This is a genomic window from Streptomyces sp. NPDC006140, from assembly GCF_040628815.1.
Lineage (GTDB): Bacteria > Actinomycetota > Actinomycetes > Streptomycetales > Streptomycetaceae > Streptomyces.
On record NZ_JBEXTS010000011.1, the window covers coordinates 157517 to 175628 of the forward strand.

General features: G+C 72.2%; 17 protein-coding genes and 1 pseudogene. 8 read left to right on the forward strand and 10 right to left on the reverse strand.

All coding sequences use genetic code 11. From position 1 onward, the window contains the following. Positions 1–23 precede the first annotated feature (23 nt). A complete protein-coding gene (locus ABZ386_RS27040) occupies positions 24–1238 on the forward strand; it encodes a tetratricopeptide repeat protein (protein WP_358966214.1) in 1215 nt (404 codons plus the stop codon). Positions 1239–1286: 48 nt separating this feature from the next. Here ABZ386_RS27040 and ABZ386_RS27045 read toward each other — a convergent pair whose 3' ends face one another. Continuing rightward, positions 1287–2237: a M28 family metallopeptidase gene (locus ABZ386_RS27045; RefSeq protein WP_351337739.1), complete on the reverse strand. Its 951-nt coding sequence runs from the start codon at positions 2235–2237 to the stop codon at positions 1287–1289. Between the two features lie 135 nt (positions 2238–2372). Continuing rightward, positions 2373–2846 (reverse strand): VOC family protein, encoded by a 474-nt coding sequence (locus ABZ386_RS27050; protein ID WP_351337736.1) that lies wholly within the window; start codon positions 2844–2846, stop codon positions 2373–2375. Positions 2847–2867: 21 nt separating this feature from the next. Between ABZ386_RS27050 and ABZ386_RS27055 the strand changes: the two genes are divergently transcribed. Further along, positions 2868–3491, forward strand: coding sequence for a CGNR zinc finger domain-containing protein (locus ABZ386_RS27055; RefSeq protein WP_351337733.1), 624 nt, complete (start codon positions 2868–2870; stop codon positions 3489–3491). Here ABZ386_RS27055 and ABZ386_RS27060 read toward each other — a convergent pair. Then, positions 3478–3930: a helix-turn-helix domain-containing protein gene (locus ABZ386_RS27060; protein ID WP_351337731.1), complete on the reverse strand. Its 453-nt coding sequence runs from the start codon at positions 3928–3930 to the stop codon at positions 3478–3480. The two genes, ABZ386_RS27055 and ABZ386_RS27060, sit on opposite strands and share 14 nt — an antisense overlap. A 110-nt stretch (positions 3931–4040) precedes the next feature. On the opposite strand from ABZ386_RS27060, the gene ABZ386_RS27065 reads away from it, so the two are divergent. Continuing rightward, positions 4041–5504, forward strand: a complete 1464-nt coding sequence (locus tag ABZ386_RS27065; RefSeq protein WP_358966217.1) for an MFS transporter — start codon at positions 4041–4043, stop codon at positions 5502–5504. On the opposite strand, the pseudogene rarD reads toward ABZ386_RS27065, so the two are convergent. Together rarD and ABZ386_RS27075 are read right to left on the reverse strand one after the other, a co-directional pair. After that, positions 5387–6289: pseudogene (rarD, locus tag ABZ386_RS27070) on the reverse strand (EamA family transporter RarD); the annotation flags it as partial. The gene ABZ386_RS27065 and the pseudogene rarD sit on opposite strands and share 118 nt — an antisense overlap. 128 nt (positions 6290–6417) lie before the next feature. After that, positions 6418–7272, reverse strand: a complete 855-nt coding sequence (locus tag ABZ386_RS27075; protein WP_358966220.1) for an SDR family oxidoreductase — start codon at positions 7270–7272, stop codon at positions 6418–6420. A 90-nt stretch (positions 7273–7362) separates the two neighbouring features. Between ABZ386_RS27075 and ABZ386_RS27080 the strand changes: the two genes are divergently transcribed. Continuing rightward, positions 7363–7743, forward strand: coding sequence for a helix-turn-helix domain-containing protein (locus tag ABZ386_RS27080; RefSeq protein WP_114254735.1), 381 nt, complete (start codon positions 7363–7365; stop codon positions 7741–7743). Between the two features lie 31 nt (positions 7744–7774). On the opposite strand, the gene ABZ386_RS27085 is transcribed toward ABZ386_RS27080, so the two are convergent. The 5 genes from ABZ386_RS27085 to ABZ386_RS27105 form a co-directional block, all read right to left on the reverse strand. Next, entirely contained in the window at positions 7775–8824 is a 1050-nt protein-coding gene (locus ABZ386_RS27085) for a 2-oxoacid:ferredoxin oxidoreductase subunit beta (RefSeq protein WP_358966222.1), read from the reverse strand. After that, positions 8817–10745 carry a 2-oxoacid:acceptor oxidoreductase subunit alpha gene (locus tag ABZ386_RS27090; protein ID WP_351337720.1) on the reverse strand — a complete coding sequence of 643 codons (1929 nt, stop codon included), beginning with the start codon at positions 10743–10745 and terminating at the stop codon, positions 8817–8819. The genes ABZ386_RS27085 and ABZ386_RS27090 overlap by 8 nt, the downstream gene beginning before the upstream one ends. A 158-nt stretch (positions 10746–10903) precedes the next feature. Then, on the reverse strand, positions 10904–11575 hold the full coding sequence (locus tag ABZ386_RS27095) for a response regulator transcription factor (protein WP_351337717.1): 672 nt from the start codon (positions 11573–11575) through the stop codon (positions 10904–10906). A 220-nt stretch (positions 11576–11795) separates the two neighbouring features. After that, positions 11796–13157: a sensor domain-containing protein gene (locus tag ABZ386_RS27100; RefSeq protein WP_355719716.1), complete on the reverse strand. Its 1362-nt coding sequence runs from the start codon at positions 13155–13157 to the stop codon at positions 11796–11798. 110 nt (positions 13158–13267) lie between these two features. Further along, positions 13268–14506, reverse strand: coding sequence for a sensor domain-containing protein (locus ABZ386_RS27105; protein WP_358966225.1), 1239 nt, complete (start codon positions 14504–14506; stop codon positions 13268–13270). A 238-nt stretch (positions 14507–14744) separates the two neighbouring features. Between ABZ386_RS27105 and ABZ386_RS27110 the strand changes: the two genes are divergently transcribed. The 4 genes from ABZ386_RS27110 to ABZ386_RS27125 are packed head-to-tail and all read left to right on the forward strand — an operon-like array spanning position 14745 to position 18110. After that, positions 14745–15152: an NADH-quinone oxidoreductase subunit A gene (locus tag ABZ386_RS27110; RefSeq protein ID WP_010041427.1), complete on the forward strand. Its 408-nt coding sequence runs from the start codon at positions 14745–14747 to the stop codon at positions 15150–15152. Next, positions 15143–15751: an NADH-quinone oxidoreductase subunit B family protein gene (locus tag ABZ386_RS27115; RefSeq protein ID WP_351337708.1), complete on the forward strand. Its 609-nt coding sequence runs from the start codon at positions 15143–15145 to the stop codon at positions 15749–15751. The genes ABZ386_RS27110 and ABZ386_RS27115 overlap by 10 nt, the downstream gene beginning before the upstream one ends. Further along, positions 15748–17145 carry an NADH-quinone oxidoreductase subunit C gene (locus ABZ386_RS27120; RefSeq protein WP_358966227.1) on the forward strand — a complete coding sequence of 466 codons (1398 nt, stop codon included), beginning with the start codon at positions 15748–15750 and terminating at the stop codon, positions 17143–17145. The genes ABZ386_RS27115 and ABZ386_RS27120 overlap by 4 nt, the downstream gene beginning before the upstream one ends. Continuing rightward, positions 17142–18110: a complex I subunit 1 family protein gene (locus ABZ386_RS27125; RefSeq protein WP_114254742.1), complete on the forward strand. Its 969-nt coding sequence runs from the start codon at positions 17142–17144 to the stop codon at positions 18108–18110. The genes ABZ386_RS27120 and ABZ386_RS27125 overlap by 4 nt, the downstream gene beginning before the upstream one ends. The last annotated feature ends 2 nt before the right edge of the window (positions 18111–18112 follow it).

The window sequence follows — 18112 nt, forward strand, 5'->3', positions numbered from 1 at the left end:
GTACGACGCCGAGTGAGGGGACGATGGCTCGACTCAGCCGCGAGAAGAAGCGGGAACAGAAGCAGGCCGCACGCGCGGCGACCCCGGCTGCGCCGATCGACGTCCATGTCCCCTGGGGCACAGCGGACACCGGAGAGGGCGCGGGCGGGGCGTCCGACGCCGCGTCCGTCGGCGGGGTCCCGGTCTTCGCGGGCCCCGGCGAGGAGATCCAGCAGGCCGTCCTGAACCGCCTCCACCACCTCGCCCTCGCCACCGGCCACCCCGTGCTCGCCACGGTCCGCGACGAGCGCATCGGCTACGTCGTCCCGCTCCAGGTCGACCCGGACGGCTCCAGCCGCTTCACGGCCGAGCCGGTGCGCACGGCCCCGGCGGAGCAGGAGCCCCCGCGGAGCGACAGCGCCACCCACGTCCTGTGGCCCGAACCGGAGTCCGGCGGCGCGGCCCCGACGTTTCCGCTGCGGGCGGTGCCCGAGCCGCAGCCGGCGGACGAGCCGGCCACGTTCCGGCTGCGGGCCGTACCGGAGGACGCGCCGCCGGCTTCGGCCACGCCCCCGGGGACCGTCGCGCCCCCCACCGGCGAGTTCGGCCCGCCCCCGCCCATGGACGCGCGGCCGCTGCCCGTCCCCGAGGCCGCACCGGCCCCACGGCGTGAGCCGCTCCCCGACGCGGCCGCCCTGGCAGCCGCCGAGGCCGAGGCCAGGCCCACCCCCGCCCGCGGCTTCGACGCCGTCGCGGAGGCCGTGCTCGGCGACGAACCCCTCACCGCCCCGGGCGACCCCACCGCCCCCGCGCTCCTCGCGGAGCCGGTCGGGCGGATCAACGAGGCCGTGAAGGAGGGCCGGATCGACGTGGCGGCCGGGCTGGCGGACCAGACCGTCGCCCAGGCGTCGGGGACGCTGGGGCCGGAGCACCCCGAGGTGCTCCGGCTGCGCGAACTGGCCGCGTACATCGCCTACTTGGCGGGCGACCCGCTCCGTGCCTTCCACTTGTCGCTCGACCTGGCCGGTGCCCACCGCCGCGGCGGCGACGCGGAGGGCGCCTACGGCAACGTGCGCAGCGCGGCGACCGCCTGGCGCGCGGTGCGCGACCCGGCGCTCGGGCTGGAGCTGGGGCGCGGCCTGATCGGCCTGTGGACGGAACTCGCCGCCGAGGACGGCCCGGCCGCCGAGGAGATCGAGGAACTGGAGTCGGCCCGCGCCCGCATGGGCCGCCTCACCGAGCGCGCCCGCGTCCAGTAGCGCGTGGGCCGCCTCACCGAACGCGCCCGCGTCCAGTAGCCGCGGTGGCTACTCCGACAGTTCCCACACCGCGTGGGCGAGGGCGTCGCTGTTGCGGTTCAGGGCCGTGTCGTTGATGTTGGCGGTGGTGTCGCAGGAGGAGTGGTAGCAGCGGTCGAAGGCCTGCCCGGCCGTACCGCCCCACTTGGCCGCCTGCGCCGCCGTCTTCGTCCGGCCGGCCCCGGTGAACAGACCGCCCACCGGCACGCCCGCGCTCTTGAAGGGCGCGTGGTCGGAGCGGCCGTCGCCCTCGGTCTCGATCTCGGTCGGGACGCCGATGCCGGTGAAGTAGTCCTTGAAGGTCTTCTCGATCGCCGGGTCGTCGTCGTAGACGAAGTACCCGGGGTTCGGGGAGCCGATCATGTCGAAGTTCAGATAGGCGCTGATCCTCGAACGGTCGCCGGTGGCCAGCCGGTTGACGTAGTGGCGGGAGCCGACCAGGCCGAGTTCCTCCGCGCCCCACCAGGCGAACCGCAGGTGCTTGGCGGGCTTGTACTGCGCCCGGGACACGGCGAGCGCGGTCTCCAGGACGGCGGCCGAGCCGGAACCGTTGTCGTTGATGCCGGGCCCGGAGGAGACGCTGTCGAGGTGCGAGCCGGCCATCACGACCTGGTTCGGGTCGCCGCCCGGCCAGTCGGCGACCAGGTTGTAGCCGGTGCGGCCGGAGGTGGTGAACTGCTGGACGGTGGTGGTGTATCCGGCCGCGTCCAGCTTGGCCTTCAGGTAGTCGAGCGAGGCCTTGTAGCCGGGGCGGCCGTGCGCGCGGTTGCCGCCGTTGGCGGTGGCTATGGACTGGAGCTGGGAGAGGTGGGCCTTGACGCCCGCCAGGGGTATGTCCGGCGCGGCCGCCGCTCTGGAGGGAGCGGAGGACGCGGCGTCCGCCACGGCGCCGCCGGCCAGGAGCAAGGCTGTCGCCAGGCCGCCTGCCGCCACGGCACGCGCGGAAACGGAGAGCTTCATGTGGGGGCTCCGAGTTCCTTGGGAAGCCCGTGGGGTGTCCACAGGCAGCCCACAGTGAATGGGGTGCCTGGATGGTGAAGCTGTTACTGACTCTCCGTCAAGACTGTGATCCGGCCAGGGCGTTGCCGGACAGCGTCACTGCACGCAGAACTCGTTCCCCTCCGGGTCCGCCATCAGGACCCACTCGCCGCCCTGTTCCTTCACCCGCCGCAGCACGCTCGCCCCGAGCCCCTCCAGCCGGGCGACCTCCTCGTCGCGGCGCCCCTCGCCCGGGTGCAGATCGAGGTGGAGCCGGTTCTTCACCGTCTTGGCCTCCGGCACCCGCTGGAACAGCAGCCGCCGCCCGAGCCCGGTCCCGCTCTCCTCCTCGAACGGGTCCTCGGGGTGCCGTACGGCGATCAGGTCCCGGAAGGCGCGGCGGCCCCGGAACGCGACCGTGGCCTCCTCCGGCAGGGCGCCGAAGCCGAGCAGCCTCTCGATGAGGGCGCTGTTGTCCTCGACCTCGTACCGCAGGGCGGCGGCCCAGAAGCCGGCCTGCGCGTGCGGGTCGTTCGCGTCGATGACGACCTTCCAGTGGACGGGGGCATCCGATGCCGGTGTCTGCGTCATGTAACCACTTATACTGGTTAGGTGAGTGGACGCGCGGCCAAAACGCCGAACGAGCCCCCGGGGCTGACGCTGGTCTCGTCCGAGGGGAAGCCCTACCGCTTCGACCCGGGCGCCCTGTGCCTGGAGCTGACGACGACCGGCGGCCCCGGCGCCTTCGCGCGCTGGGAGGTGCTGCACGAGCCGGCCGACCTGGTCGCCTGGGCCGCACGCAGCCGTCTGCCGGCCGGACTGGACCTCACCGTGTCCGCCGGGGAACTGGCGCGCGCACGCGCCCTGCGGGACGCCGTGTTCCTGCTCGCCGCCGACCGCGCCCACGACCGCCCGCTGCGGACCGCCCATCTGGACGCCGTCAACGCCGCCGCGGCCGAACCCGCGCTCGTCGCCCGTTTCGCCCCGGACGGCAGCCGCGCCTGGGCCCCGGGCGCCACCGGCAGGCAGCTGCTCTCCACGGTCGCCCGCGACGCCATCGACCTGTTCACCGGCCCCCACGCCCACCGCGTCCGCGAGTGCGGCGCGCACAACTGCTTCCTGCTCTTCGTCGACACCTCCCGCCCGGGCCGCCGCCGCTGGTGCGCGATGGAGCACTGCGGCAACCGCGAGAAGGCGCGGGCGCACCGGGCCCGCCAGGTGCCTAGGAGGCCGTAGCGGCCTGTGCGGCCCGGGCCTCCCGCGTGTCGTACGCGGTCCGGGCCGCCGCGATCTCGTCCTGGTGCTCCTCCGTCCAGGTCACCAGGGACTGGATCGTGGTGTGCAGCGTCCGGCCGAGGGAGGTCAGCTCGTAGTCGACCCGCGGCGGGACCACCGGGTGCACCGTCCGCTTCACCAGGCCGTCGCGCTCCAGCGAGCGCAGGGTCACCGTCAGCATGCGCTGGCTGACCCCGTCGATCTCCCGGCGCAGCTCGGTGAAGCGCAGCCGCCGGTTCGCCAGCAGCGCGATGACCAGCAGCGACCACTTGTCGGCGATCCGGTCGAGGATCTGCCGGACCTGGCAGTCCTCGCGGGTGTCCCACTGGAAGGGGTCGGTGTCGCCGTAGTCGACGGTGCTCTCGCAGTAACTCGGTGACTTCGAAGTGCCTTCTTCCATGTCTGCCGATGCTGCCGCAGGGTGGTCGTGGTTACAAGAGGGAACCGGCGCTCCCTTGCATAACTGGCCCTCGCTTGCGTAACCGATCCCTACCAGAGGAGTGTTGACTCATGGGCACGCGTGCCTGGGCGCTGCTGCTCGTCCTGTGCGGAACGATCTTCCTCGAAGGCATCGACGTCGCGATGATGGCGGTGGCGATCCCGGCCGTCCGCTCCGACCTCGGCCTGACCACCGGCACCGCGGCCTGGGTGATGAGCGCCTACGTCCTCGGCTACGCCGGCTTCACCCTGCTGGGCGGCAGAGCCGCCGACCTGCTCGGCCGGCGGCGGATGTTCCTGCTCTGGCTGACCGTCTTCCTCGCCTTCTCGGGGCTCGGCGGCTTCGCGACCGAGGGCTGGATGCTGATCGTCGCCCGGTTCGTCACCGGCGTCGCCGCCGCGTTCATGACCCCGGCCGCGCTCTCCCTGATCACCACGTCGTACGAGGAGGGCCCGCAGCGCAACAAGGCCCTGCTGGTCTTCGCCGGGACGGGCGCGGCCGGCTTCTCCCTCGGCCTGGTGATCGGCGGCCTGCTCACCGAGATCGGCTGGCGCTGGGTGTTCTTCGCGCCCGTGCTGATGGCCGCCGCCCTGCTCGTCCCCGCCGTCCGCCTCATCCCCCGGCTGGACGCCCCGCCGGCCCGCCGGCGCACCTTCGACGTGCCCGGCGCGATCACCGCAGCGGGCGCCATGCTGCTGGCCGCCTACACCGTCGTACGCCTGGAGCACGGCCTGCACGACTGGCCGCTCACCGTGGCCGCCGGGGTCGCGGCGCTGCTCTCGGCCTGGGCCTTCGTCGTGGTCGAACGGCGCTGCCCCGACCCGCTCGTCCGCCTCGGCATCCTGCGCCAGGGCCCGGTCGTGCGCGCCGACCTGGGGGCGCTGCTCTTCCTCGGCGCCTTCTTCGGCTTCCAGTTCGTCGTCACGCTCTACCTTCAGGAACTGCGCGGCTGGTCGTCCCTCCAGACGGCCCTCGCCCTGCTCGTCATGGGCATCGACGCCGTCCTCGCGCCGACGCTCACCCCGCGGCTGGTCGCCCGCTTCGGCAACGCCCGGGTGATCCTCGGCGGTTTCGTCCTGGCCGTGGCCGCCTACGCACTGTTCCTGCCGGTCGGCATGGACTGGTCCTACGCGATGATGTTCCCGACGCTGCTGCTGTCCGGCCTCGCCTTCGCCCTGGCCTACGGGCCGCTGACGATCGCGGCGACGGACGGCGTCACCGGGTCGGAGCAGGGCCTGGCCGGCGGGCTGCTGACCACCGCCACGCAGTTCGGCTCCGCGATCGGCATCTCGGCGGTGACCGCGGTCTACGGCTTGGCGTCCACCGGGTCCGGCCCCGAGGCCACGCTGTCGGCCTTCCGCGCGGCGCTGACCGTGCCGGTCGTCCTGGTCGCGCTGGGCGCGCTGATCTCGGTGGTGAGCGCGCGGGAGGCCCGGCGGGCGGTGCGCAGCGCGTCCCAGGTGAGCAGCGTCAACGCCAGCCACACCAGCGCGAAGCCGGCCCAGCGCTCGGGCGGCATCTCCTCGTGGAAGTAGAGGATGCCGAGCAGGAACTGGAAGACCGGCGTCAGGTACTGCAGCAGGCCGATGGTGGACAGGGGCACGCGGATGGCGGCGGCGCCGAAGCAGACCAGGGGGAGCGCGGTGACGATGCCGGCCGAGGCGAGCAGGGCCGCGTGCCCCGCGCCCTCGGCGGCGAAGGTGGAGCCGCCCCGCGCGGTGAGCCACGCCAGGTAGGCGAGCGCGGGCAGGAACTGGATCGCGGTCTCGGCGGCGAGCGACTCGACGCCGCCGAGGTTCACCTTCTTCTTCACCAGGCCGTACGTGGCGAAGGAGAAGGCGAGGCAGAGGGAGATCCACGGGGGCCGGCCGTAGCCGACGGTCAGCACGACGACCGCGACGCAGCCGGTCGCGACCGCCGCCCACTGCACGGGCCGCAGCCGCTCCTTCAGCAGCAGCACGCCCATCGCGATGGTGACCAGCGGGTTGATGAAGTACCCGAGCGAGGCCTCGACGACGTGCCCGGAGTTCACGGCCCAGATGTACAGGCCCCAGTTGACGGTGATGACCGCCGCGGCGATCGTGATCAGCCCCAGCTTGCGGGGCTGCCGCAGCAGCTCGCCGGCCCAGGCCCAGCGGCGCAGCACCAGCAGGGCGGCGCCCACGAAGACCAGCGACCACACCATCCGGTGGGCCAGGATCTCCACCGCGCCGGCGGGCTTCAGCAGGGGCCAGAACAGGGGCACCAGCCCCCACATCCCGTAGGCCGCGAAGCCGTTCAGCAGTCCTATGTGCCGCTCACCCCTCGGCTTGCCGGTCACGGGCCCTCCTCCACACGTCGCGTCCGCGTTCACGACGGTAACGCCGCGTACCCCCGGCTGTCATGCCCGTATCGGCATACGGTCATGACAGCCGGGGGTGGGGTGGCTCAAGGGCCCGCCGGGGGAGTTCAGCCCTTGAGCGCGGCGGCGATGGCCTCGGAGAACGGGGTGGTCGGGCGGCCGGTCAGACGGGACAGGTCACCGGTGGAGACGACCAGCTCGCCCTTCTCGATGGAGGCGTCGACGCCCGCGAGGATCTGAGCGAACGGCTCCGGCAGGCCCGCGCCGGTCAGGATGCCGACCAGGACCTCGGGGGAGACCGCGTTGTAGGCGATCTCCTTGCCGGTCTGCCGGCTCAGCTCGGCCGCGTACTCGGTGAAGCTCCACGGGGTGTCGCCGCCCAGCTCGTACGTCTTGTTCTCGTGGCCCTCGCCGGTGAGCACGGCGACGGCGGCGGCGGCGTAGTCGGCGCGGGAGGCCGAGGAGACCTTGCCCTCGCCCGCGGCGGCGACGACCGCGTTGTGCTCCAGTACCGGGGCGAGGTTCTCGGTGTAGTTCTCGTGGTACCAGCCGTTGCGCAGCAGCGTGTAGGGCACGCCGGAGTCCAGCAGGATCTCCTCGGTGCCGCGGTGGTCGTCGGCGAGCGCGGCGGACAGGGTGCCCGGGGCGCTGGTGTAGGCGAGCAGGGCGACACCGGCCGCCTTGGCGGCGTCGATGACGACCTTGTGCTGCTGCACGCGGCCCTTGTCGAACTCGTTGCCGGAGACCAGCAGCACCTTGTCATCGGCGGAGAAGAGGCCGTCGAAGGAGGCGGGGGCGTTGTAGTCGGCCAGCGCGATCTTCACACCGCGGTCCGCGAAGTCGGCGGCCTTCTCCGCGTTGCGCACGACCGCGGTGATCTGCTCGGCGGGGACCTTCTCCAGCAGTTGCTCCACGACGTGGCGGCCGAGGTGTCCGGTGGCTCCGGTGACGACGATGCTCATGGTGAGAACTCTCCTTGTGGGGTGCGATGGCACTAACGTAGGAGAAGCGCTAACTCTTGGAAAGTACCCACTTTGAAGTAAGGTACTGGCATGGCAGTAAGTGAAACCGAGGCGCTGTGCCCGTACCGGCTCGTCCTGGAGCACGTCACCAGCCGCTGGGGCGTGCTCGTGCTGATCCAGCTCCTGGACCGCCCGTACCGGTTCAGCGAGCTGCGCCGGGCGATCGGCACGTACGGGGGCCGCGGCGTGAGCGAGAAGATGCTCACCCAGACCCTCCAGACCCTGGAACGGGACGGGCTGGTCCACCGCGACGCCCGACCTGTCATCCCGCCCCGCGTCGACTACTCCCTCACCGAGCTGGGCCGCGAGGCCGCCGAGCAGGTGCGGGCCCTCGCGCAGTGGACGCGCGACCGCATGGACGACGTGGAGCGGGCACGCCGGGCATACGACGAGGCCCGGGCCGCCTCCTAGCGGTCCCGGGCCCCTCAGGTCCTGCGGCAGGTCAGCCGACGACCGTCCAGGTGTCGCCGCCCGCCAGCAGCGCCGCCAGGTCGCCCTTGCCGTGCTGCTCGATCGCGCTGTCCAGCTGGTCGGCCATCTGCGTGTCGTAGACGGGCCGGTCGACCGAGCGGAACACGCCGATCGGGGTGTGGTGCAGGGTGTCCGGGTCGGCGAGCCGGGACAGCGCGAACGCCGTGGTCGGGGACGCCGAGTGCGCGTCGTGGACGAGGACCTCCGCCTCGTTCTCCGGCGTCACGGCGACCACCTTCAGGTCCCCGGTCAGCCGGTCCCGTACGACGCCCTTGGCCAGGTCGGCGCCGAACCGGATCGGCTCGCCGTGCTCCAGCCGGATCACGGCCTCCTCGGCCTGCTGCTTGTCCTTCAGGGCGTCGAAGGCGCCGTCGTTGAAGATGTTGCAGTTCTGGTAGATCTCGATCAGCGCCGTGCCCTGGTGCGCGGAGGCCTGGCGCAGCACCTCCGTCAGGTGCTTGCGGTCGGAGTCCACCGTCCGCGCCACGAACGACGCCTCCGCGCCGATCGCCAGCGACACCGGGTTGAACGGCGCGTCCAGCGAGCCCATCGGCGTCGACTTTGTGATCTTCCCGACCTCGGAGGTCGGCGAGTACTGGCCCTTGGTCAGACCGTAGATCCGGTTGTTGAACAGCAGGATCTTGAGGTTGACGTTGCGGCGCAGCGCGTGGATCAGGTGGTTGCCGCCGATGGACAGCGCGTCGCCGTCACCCGTGACGACCCACACCGACAGGTCCCGGCGGGAGCTGGCCAGGCCCGTGGCGATGGCCGGGGCGCGGCCGTGGATGGAGTGCATCCCGTACGTGTTCATGTAATACGGGAAGCGCGACGAGCAGCCGATGCCCGAGACGAAGACGATGTTCTCCTTCGCCAGCCCCAGCTCGGGCATGAAGCCCTGCACCGCGGCGAGGATGGCGTAGTCGCCGCAGCCGGGGCACCAGCGCACTTCCTGATCGGACTTGAAGTCCTTCATCGACTGCTTGGCCTCGGCCTTGGGGACCAGCTTCAGTGCCTCAGTCATCGATGGCCTCCTTCAGAGCCGAGGCGAGCTGCTCCGCCTTGAACGGCATGCCGTTGACCTGGTTGTACGAGTGGGCGTCGACCAGGTACTTCGCCCGGATGAGCGTGGCGAGCTGCCCGAGGTTCATCTCGGGGATCACCACCTTGTCGTAACGCTCCAGCACGGAGCCCAGATTCCGCGGGAAGGGGTTCAGGTGGCGCAGATGGGCCTGCGCGATGGACTCCCCGGCTCTGCGCAGCCGCCGCACGGCCGCCGTGATCGGCCCGTACGTCGAACCCCAGCCGAGGACGAGGGTCCGGGCGCCGTCCGGGTCGTCGACCTGGACGTCCGGGACGTCGATGCCGTCGACCTTCGCCTGCCGGGTGCGCACCATGAAGTCGTGGTTGGCCGGGGCGTAGGAGATGTTGCCCGTGCCGTCCTCCTTCTCGATGCCGCCGATCCGGTGCTCCAGGCCCGGCGTGCCCGGGATCGCCCACGGGCGGGCCAGCGTCTGCGGGTCCCGCTTGTACGGCCAGAACACCTCGGTGCCGTCGTCGAGCGTGTGGTTCGGGCCCTGCGCGAACTGCACCCTCAAGTCGGGCAGTTCCTCCAGGTCCGGGATCCGCCAGGGCTCCGAGCCGTTGGCCAGATAGCCGTCGGAGAGCAGGAACACCGGCGTGCGGTACGTCAGCGCGATCCGCGCCGCCTCCAGCGCGGCGTCGAAGCAGTCCGCCGGTGTCCGCGGCGCCACCACCGGCACCGGGGCCTCGCCGTTGCGCCCGAACATCGCCTGCAGCAGGTCCGCCTGCTCGGTCTTGGTGGGCAGGCCTGTCGACGGGCCGCCGCGCTGGATGTCCACGATCAGCAGCGGCAGCTCCAGCGAGACCGCGAGGCCGATCGTCTCGGACTTCAGCGCCACACCCGGGCCGCTCGTCGTCGTCACCGCCAGCGAACCGCCGAAGGCCGCGCCCAGCGCCGCCCCGATCCCGGCGATCTCGTCCTCCGCCTGGAACGTCCGCACCCCGAAGTTCTTGTGCTTGCTCAGCTCGTGCAGGATGTCCGACGCCGGGGTGATCGGGTACGAGCCCAGGTACAGCGGCAGATCCGCCTGCTGCGAGGCGGCGATCAGGCCGTACGACAGGGCCAGGTTGCCGGAGATGTTGCGGTAGACGCCCGGCGGGAACGCCGTCGCCGCCGGCGCGACCTCGTAGGAGACCGCGAAGTCCTCCGTCGTCTCGCCGAAGTTCCAGCCGGCCCGGAACGCGGCGATGTTCGCCGCCGCGATGTCGGGTTTCTTGGCGAACTTCGACCGCAGGAACTTCTCCGTGCCCTCCGTGGGCCGGTGGTACATCCAGCTCAGCAGGCCCAGCGCGAACATGTTCTTGCTGCGCTCGGCCTCCTTGCGGCTGAGGTCGAACTCCTTGAGCGCCTCGACCGTGAGCGTGGTCAGCGGCACCGGGTGCAGGTGGTAGCCGTCCAGCGACCCGTCCTCCAGCGGGGACGTCGCGTAGCCGACCTTCTGCATCGCCCGCTTCGTGAACTCGTCCGTGTTGACGATCACCTCCGCGCCGCGCGGCAGGTCCCCGATGTTCGCCTTCAGGGCGGCCGGGTTCATCGCCACCAGTACGTTCGGCGCGTCGCCGGGCGTGAGGATGTCGTGGTCGGCGAAGTGCAGCTGGAAGGACGACACACCCGGCAGGGTCCCGGCGGGCGCCCTGATCTCGGCCGGGAAGTTCGGCAGCGTCGACAGGTCGTTGCCGAACGACGCGGTCTCCGAGGTGAAGCGGTCACCGGTGAGCTGCATACCGTCACCCGAGTCCCCCGCGAACCTGATGATCACCCGGTCGAGGCGCCGGACGTCCTTCGCGCCCGCCGCTTTGCGCTGCTCTCCTACGACTGCTCCGTCGGCCTGCTCCGCTGGGCTACTGACCTGGCTGGTCACTGAACTGGACCTCCCTCGAGGACGCTGTCCGGGACAGGCCTTCCCGCAGGCCCTCCCAGGATCAACCCTACGACCGCAAGGGTCGCGTTCTTCGGGTCATTCGCATGTTGGACACGACTTTGAGACGTTCGAGCGCCCTGACACACATGTCAGGAGTTTCACGAATTCAGGTACGTCAGCACGGCCAGGACCCGGCGGTGGTCGCCCTCGCTCGGGGACAGCCCCAGCTTGAGGAAGATGTTGCTGACGTGCTTCTCGACCGCCCCGTCGCTCACCACCAGCTGCCGGGCGATCGCCGAGTTCGTCCGCCCCTCGGCCATCAGCCCCAGCACCTCGCGCTCCCGCGGGGTGAGCCCCGCCAGCACGTCCTGTTTGCGGCTGCGGCCCAGCAGCTGCGCGACGACCTCCGGGTCCAGGGCCGTCCCGCCCCCGGCCACCCGCACCACCGCGTCCACGAACTCCCGCACCTCGGCCACCCGGTCCTTCAGCAGGTAGCCGACGCCCCGGCTGGACGCGGCGAGCAGCTCCGTGGCGTAGCGCTCCTCCACGTACTGCGACAGCACGAGCACGCCGAGCCCCGGATGCGCCTTGCGCAGCTGCACCGCCGCCCGGACCCCCTCGTCGGTGTGCGTCGGCGGCATCCGCACGTCGGCCACGACCACGTCCGGCAGCTCGCCCTGGGCGTCCAGCTCCGTGATGGTCTTGATCAGCGCCTCGCCGTCACCGACCCCGGCGACGACCTCGTGCCCGCGGTCGGTCAGCAGCCGGGTCAGGCCCTCCCTGAGCAGCACGGAATCCTCGGCGATGACCACCCGCACCCTGTCCTCCACGATCTTTCGGCCCCCCACAGCCCGACGCCGCCCGTCCACAGCCCACGACGGCTGCGCGCCCACCCGTGCGACGGGTCCAGCATTTCAGGCCCGGGCGGTCCATGGGGGCGGGACCGGTTTCTCGACCGACCGATTCGGGTGGTGGCGGGCACCGAAAGGGCCGGAGGGCGGTGCCCCCCGGCCGGTTACCGCATGCCCGGGAGCCGGGCCGCCGTCCGGATCACCGCACGTGCTCCCCCCGCCACGGCAGCTCCGCCGTCACCCGGGTCGGACCGCCCGCCGGCGAGTCCACCACCAAAATCCCGTCCACCGCGTCGAGCCGCTCCGCCAGCCCCGCGAGGCCGGACCCCCGGGACGTGTCCGCCCCGCCCACGCCGTTGTCCACGACCTGCAGCATCAGCCGGTTCTCCGTCCGCCAGACCTCCACGCCCGCCCAGGTCGCCCGCGCGTGCTTGCTGACGTTCTGCAGCAGCTCCGAGACCGTGAAGTACGCGATCCCCTCGATCGCCGGCGCGGGCCGCTCCGCCAGATCGACCTCGACCTGCACCGGCACCGTGCAGCGCGACGCCACCGACGACAGCGCCGCGTCCAGGCCGCGGTCGGTCAGCACCGCCGGGTGGATGCCCCGGGCCAGGTCCCGCAGCTCCTGCAGCGCCGTCTTCACCTCGCCGTGCGCCTCGTCCACCATCCGCTGGGCCGCCTGCGGATCCTCGTGGAGCTTCTCCTTCGCCAGACCCAGATCCATGGCCAGCGCCACCAGCCGGGCCTGCGCCCCGTCGTGCAGATCCCGCTCGATGCGCCGCAGATCCGCCGCGGCCGTGTCCACCACGACCCCCCGGTCCGACTCCAGCTCCACCACCCGCGAGGCCAGCCGCGACGGCCCGAGCAGCCCGTGCACCAGCAGCCGGTCCACCATCGTCAGCGCCCGCACGATCCACGGCGTGGCGATCGTCAGCAGCAGACCCACCAGCGCGGTCACCGTGATCTCGAAGGGGTTGTCGAGGTAGACCCGGTGCGTCTCGTCGCCGTACAGCTGGATCCCGTCCTGACCGGCGTACGTCGGGAACACCCAGAACCACAGCGGGTACGTCAGCAGCCCCCAGCCCAGCGCCCAGACGTTCACGGAGACGACGAACGAGAACACCGCCCAGGGCAGGTGCAGCACCGAGTACAGCAGGGCCCGCCACGAGGCGCCGCTCTTGAGGACGGCACCCATCCACGCCATGACGCCCGGCTTCTTCATCCGCAGCGGCTCCGGCTCGGCCACCTCCAGGCCCAGCAGCGCCCGCGCCCGCATCCGCTCCAGCGCCCCCAGCCCGCGGCAGCCGGCGAGCGCCGCCGCCAGCACCGGTATGCCGAGGAACGTCACCAGCAGGCCCGCCCCGAGCGACACCATCGTGACCGCGTAGGTGAACAGCAGGATGCTGATCGGCAGGCTGAGCAGCACATATCCGAGCTCGCGCCAGGTGCGGCCCTCGACGGGCGCCCGCAGCGCGGCGGGCAGCCGGTGCCGCCGTTCGGTGCTCGCGGGGAACCCGGGCCCGCTGTCGAGCCCGTACCCCTGTCCGTACTCCGTGGCCATCGGCGTCGTCCTTCTCCTCGTCCTGCGGCTGTTCCCTCGTACCTCCACCCTGCTCCGCCGCAGGTCGGCGGACCATGGAGTCCGTCGGCGTCTTGGACGGGGGGTTTTCCCTACCTCCGGATCCCGGGCCCGTTCGCGGACGCCGGCTGGGCGTCCGTGCGGTCGCGCCAGGGCAGTTCCGCCGTGACCGTCGTCGGGCCGCCCTCGGGCGACTCCAGGACGAACAGGCCGTCCACGGCGTCCAGCCGGTCGGCCAGGCCCTTCATCCCCGTACCGCCGTCGAGGCGCGCGCCCCCGCGGCCGTCGTCCCACACCTGGATGAGCAGCCGGTCGGCCGTCCGCCACACCTCCACCGACGCCGACTTCGCCCGGCTGTGCTTGCTGACGTTCTGCAGCAGCTCCGAGACGGTGAAGTAGGCGATGCCCTCGATGGCCGCGGCGGGCCGCGCGGGCAGGTCGACCGTCACCTTCACCGGCACCGTGCAGCGCGAGGCGACCGAGGACAGCGCCGCGTCCAGGCCGCGGTCGGTCAGCACCGCCGGGTGGATCCCGCGGGCCAGGTCCCGCAGCTCCTGGAGCGCCAGCTTCACCTCGCCGTGCGCCTCCTCGACCATCGCGGCCGCCGCGTCGGGGTCCTCCAGCACCTTCTCCTTGGCCAGGCCGAGACCCATGGCCAACGCCACCAGCCGGGCCTGCGCCCCGTCGTGCAGATCCCGCTCGATGCGCCGCAGGTCGGCCGCCGCCGTGTCGACCACGACCCCCCGGTCCGACTCCAGCTCGGCGATGCGCCGCTCCAGCTCGTCGGAGGGCGACAGCAGCGCGCGGACCATGGCCCGGTCGGCGTTGGTCAGTCCCCGCGCGATGAACGGCAGCACCGGCCACAGCACGAACAGCGAGGTCAGCGTGATGGTGAAGGTGAGGACCCCCCACGGCAGCCGGATGAACTCGTACAGGACCGTGCGCCAGCCCACCGGGTCCTTCAGCTGCATCCACAACCGCTGGAAGAAACCGCCCCCGCCGCGCAGCCGCAGCCGGCTCGGCTCGTCCACCCGCACCCCGAGCAGCGCCCTGGCCCGTGCCCGCTCCAGCCTGCCCAGCTGCCGCGCGCCCACGAGCCCGGCCGCGAGCAGCGGGAAGCCGACCACCGTGACGGTCAGCCCGAAACCGGTGGCCAGCATCGTGACGACGTAGGTGAATCCGAGCAGCGAGGCCGGAAGGTTCGCCAGGAGGTGCGCGATCTCCTTCCAGGTGTGCAGGTCGTAGGCGAGACGGGCCGGCGGCGGACGGTCGTCCGGCCCGGCCGCCGTCATGGCCGGACCGGTGCCCGCGGGCGGGATGCGTTGGGTCATATGCGTTAGCGTGCCCGGCGGCGGGCGGCCGCGCCATGAGGTGCGCCGCCAGGATCGCCTGAGGAAAACCCCACCCCCGCGTGCCGGGGCGTGACGGGCTGCTTACCCTGCCTTTATCAGGGCCTAGACTCCCGTGCGTACAGATCGTCGAACAGCGGCGTCCGTGTTCCCGGCCGGACCGGGGCGCCGCGGTCTCGTCACAGGATCCAGTCCGAGTTTCAGGGAGCGAGGGACGGACGTGCCGGAACCGACCGTCGTCACCACGACCGTCGTCGCGGCGGACTACTTCCAGTCCTATTCGGTCGTCGGACTGCTCGCCGTCGTCGGCGTGCTGTTCGTCGCCGTCGCCTTCGGAGCCGGCCGCCTGCTGCGGCCCGTCGTCCCCACGCCCGAGAAGCTCCTGACGTACGAGTGCGGCGTCGACCCCGTCGGCGAGGGCTGGGCCCACACCCAGGTCCGCTACTACGTCTACGCCTTCCTCTACGTGATCTTCGCCGTCGACTCGATCTTCCTGTTCCCCTGGGCGACCGTCTTCGCCGCCCCCGGCTACGGCGCGACGACCCTGGTCGAGATGTTCATCTTCCTCGGCTTCCTGGCCGTGGGCCTGCTCTACGCATACAAGAAGGGCGTCCTGGCATGGACGTGACCCCCGCCGGTACCGAGCCCGTGCTGCTTCCCGAGCCGAAGCGGCTCGGCGCCCTCGCGCGCCTCGCGCCCGAGCCGATGAAGGTGATCCTCAACTGGGGCCGCCGCTACTCGCTCTGGGTCTTCAACTTCGGCCTCGCCTGCTGCGCCATCGAGTTCATCGCCGCGTCGATGGCCCGCCACGACTTCATCCGTCTCGGTGTCATCCCGTTCGCGCCGGGCCCCCGCCAGGCCGACCTGATGGTCGTCTCCGGCACGGTCACCGACAAGATGGCGCCGGCGGTGAAGCGCCTCTACGAGCAGATGCCGGAACCCAAGTACGTCATCTCCTTCGGCGCGTGCAGCAACTGCGGCGGCCCCTACTGGGACTCCTACTCCGTCACCAAGGGCGTCGACCAGATCATCCCCGTCGACGTCTACGTCCCCGGCTGCCCGCCCCGGCCCGAGGCACTGCTCCAGGGCATCCTCAAGCTCCAGGAGAAGATCGCCCGCGAGTCGCTGGGGGAGCGGTACGGCACCGCCCGCCCGTCTGCGGCGGCGCTGCAGAGCGGCCTGGTGCAGCCGCCGGCCTCCGGCCAGAAGCCGGGGGAGGGGCGATGACCGCGGTCGGCTGGCTGCCTGCCGACGCCGGGGAACTCTTCGGCCCGGACGCCACGGCCGAGGAGTCCTACGAGATCCTGACGGTCGACGTCCCCCCGGCGACCTGGATCTCCGCCCTGGAGACCGCCCGCGACCGGCTGGGCTGCACCTACTTCGACTGGCTGAGCGCGGTCGACGAACCGGGCACGGGCTTCCGCGTCACGGCACACGTCGCCGCCCTGTCCCCGCTGCGCCGTCTCCTCCTGCGCACCACCGTCCCGCACGAGGCGCCCGCCCTGCCCTCGGCCGTCGGTGTCTACGCGGGCGCCGCCTGGCACGAACGCGAGACGCACGAGATGTTCGGCGTCACCTTCGAAGGCCACCCGGCGCTGGACCACCTGCTCCTGCCCGAGAACTTCGAAGGCCACCCCCTGCGCAAGGCCTTCGTCCTGGCCGCCCGCGTCGCCAAGGCCTGGCCCGGCGCGAAGGAACCCGGCGAGTCGGAACACGGCGGCCCCAAGCGCCGCCAGATGCTCCCGCCCGGCGTCCCCGACCCGAACGAATGGGGCCCCCTGAAGGGCCAACTCCCCCCGGCCCCCGCCCGCCCGGCCCGCGGCGCGGCCCGCGCGGCCGGCGACCGCCCGCCCCGCACGGCCCGCCCCGCGGGCGAGCGCCCGGTACGGCGGACACGCACGGCATCGGAGGGCTCGGCGAGCCAGACCACTGCCGGTGGCGCTGCTGCCGGTGACGCCGTCGCCGGTGATGCCGTTGCCGGTGGCACGGCCACGCCGTCCCCGACCGCGCCGCGTCGCGCGCGTTCGGCGGCGGGGGGCTCGGCTAGCCAGACCGCTGCCGGGGCAACCGGGCCTGAGTCGTCGGCCGGGGACAGCGGGCCCTCGACCGTGGAGACCGGGGCTTCGACCGCGGAGGCTGCACCCTCGACCCCGGAGGCCGGGGCCTCGGCTGCCCAGGCCGGGGACTCGACTCCGTCGGTGGGGCCGCGCCGTGCGCGGAGTGCGAGCGAAGGCTCGGCGTCCCAGCGGACACGGCCGGACAGCCCGGCCGGCCCGCGCCGGGCGCGCAGCGCGTCGGAGGGCAGCGCGAGTCAACGCGGCGCGTCCGACCAGGGCGACAGCGACAGCGACAACGGCTCCGACAGGCGCCGTGACAGCCAGTCGGTCGGCGCCCCGCGTACGCCGCGCAGCTCGGACGCCCCCTGGCACCACGCCCGCCCGGCCTTCGACGAACCGGAACCCGAACCGTCCCCGGAGACCCCGAAGACCCCGAAGACCTCGGAGAGCCCGGGAACGTCGGAGAACCCGGCCCCGGAGAACACCCGGAAGCCCGCGGACGACGACCCCGAAAACCCCTCAGGTCCCACGGAACCCACCGACCCCACAGGAGGCCCGCGGTGAACGACGTGCTCGACGTCGCCCTGCGACTCCTGATCGTCTTCGTCGTCTTCCTCACCTTCCCCCTGATCATCGGCCAGACCGAACACAAGGTCATGGCCCACATGCAGGGCCGCCTCGGCCCCATGTACGCCGGCGGCTTCCACGGCTGGGCCCAGCTGATCGCCGACGGCGTGAAGTTCGCGCAGAAGGAGGACGTCGTCCCGGCCGGCGCCGACCGCCGCATCTTCCAACTGGCGCCCGCCGTCGCCCTCCTGCCCTACCTCCTCGTCCTGCTCGCCATCCCCATCGGCCCCGACGAGGGAGCCGTCGGCCAGGTCATCGACGCGGGTGTCTTCTTCGTGCTGGCCGTCATGGGCGTCGGCGTCCTCGGCTCGCTCATGGCCGGCTGGGCGTCCGCGAACAAGTTCTCCCTCCTCGGCGGCCTGCGCACCGCCGCCCAGCTCCTCGCCTACGAACTGCCGATGCTGCTCACCGCCGCCTCGGTGGCGATGGCGGCCGGCACCGTCTCGCTCCCCGGCATCCTCGACGCCTTCGAGTGGTGGTGGCTGCCCTGGCAGATCGTCGGCGCGATCGTCTTCTTCGTGGCCGGCCTCGCCGAACTCCAGCGCCCGCCCTTCGACATGCCCGTCGCCGACTCGGAGATCATCTTCGGCGCGTACACCGAGTACACCGGCCTCCGCTTCGCCCTGTTCCTCCTCGCCGAGTACGCCGGGATCGTCGTCCTGTGCGGTCTGACCACCGTCCTCTTCCTGGGCGGCTGGCACGGCCCCTGGGGCGCCGACGGCCTCGGCTGGGTCTGGACCCTGCTGAAGACCGCCGTCCTCGCCTTCCTCGTGATCTGGCTGCGCGTCACCTACCCGCGCCTGCGCGAGGACCAGCTCCAGAAGCTCGCCTGGACGCTCCTCGTCCCCCTCGCCCTCGCCCAGATCGCCCTCACCGGCATCGTCAAGGTGGTGATCCAGTAACC

Coding starts and splice junctions, on each gene's coding strand:
- ABZ386_RS27040 (WP_358966214.1), top strand. CDS start 24: ATGGCTCGACTCAGCCGCGAGAAGAAGCGGGAACAGAAGCAGGCCGCA.
- ABZ386_RS27045 (WP_351337739.1), bottom strand. CDS start 2,237: ATGAAGCTCTCCGTTTCCGCGCGTGCCGTGGCGGCAGGCGGCCTGGCG.
- ABZ386_RS27050 (WP_351337736.1), bottom strand. CDS start 2,846: ATGACGCAGACACCGGCATCGGATGCCCCCGTCCACTGGAAGGTCGTC.
- ABZ386_RS27060 (WP_351337731.1), bottom strand. CDS start 3,930: ATGGAAGAAGGCACTTCGAAGTCACCGAGTTACTGCGAGAGCACCGTC.
- ABZ386_RS27065 (WP_358966217.1), top strand. CDS start 4,041: ATGGGCACGCGTGCCTGGGCGCTGCTGCTCGTCCTGTGCGGAACGATC.
- ABZ386_RS27075 (WP_358966220.1), bottom strand. CDS start 7,272: ATGAGCATCGTCGTCACCGGAGCCACCGGACACCTCGGCCGCCACGTC.
- ABZ386_RS27080 (WP_114254735.1), top strand. CDS start 7,363: ATGGCAGTAAGTGAAACCGAGGCGCTGTGCCCGTACCGGCTCGTCCTG.
- ABZ386_RS27085 (WP_358966222.1), bottom strand. CDS start 8,824: ATGACTGAGGCACTGAAGCTGGTCCCCAAGGCCGAGGCCAAGCAGTCG.
- ABZ386_RS27100 (WP_355719716.1), bottom strand. CDS start 13,157: ATGGCCACGGAGTACGGACAGGGGTACGGGCTCGACAGCGGGCCCGGG.
- ABZ386_RS27105 (WP_358966225.1), bottom strand. CDS start 14,506: ATGACCCAACGCATCCCGCCCGCGGGCACCGGTCCGGCCATGACGGCG.
- ABZ386_RS27115 (WP_351337708.1), top strand. CDS start 15,143: ATGGACGTGACCCCCGCCGGTACCGAGCCCGTGCTGCTTCCCGAGCCG.
- ABZ386_RS27120 (WP_358966227.1), top strand. CDS start 15,748: ATGACCGCGGTCGGCTGGCTGCCTGCCGACGCCGGGGAACTCTTCGGC.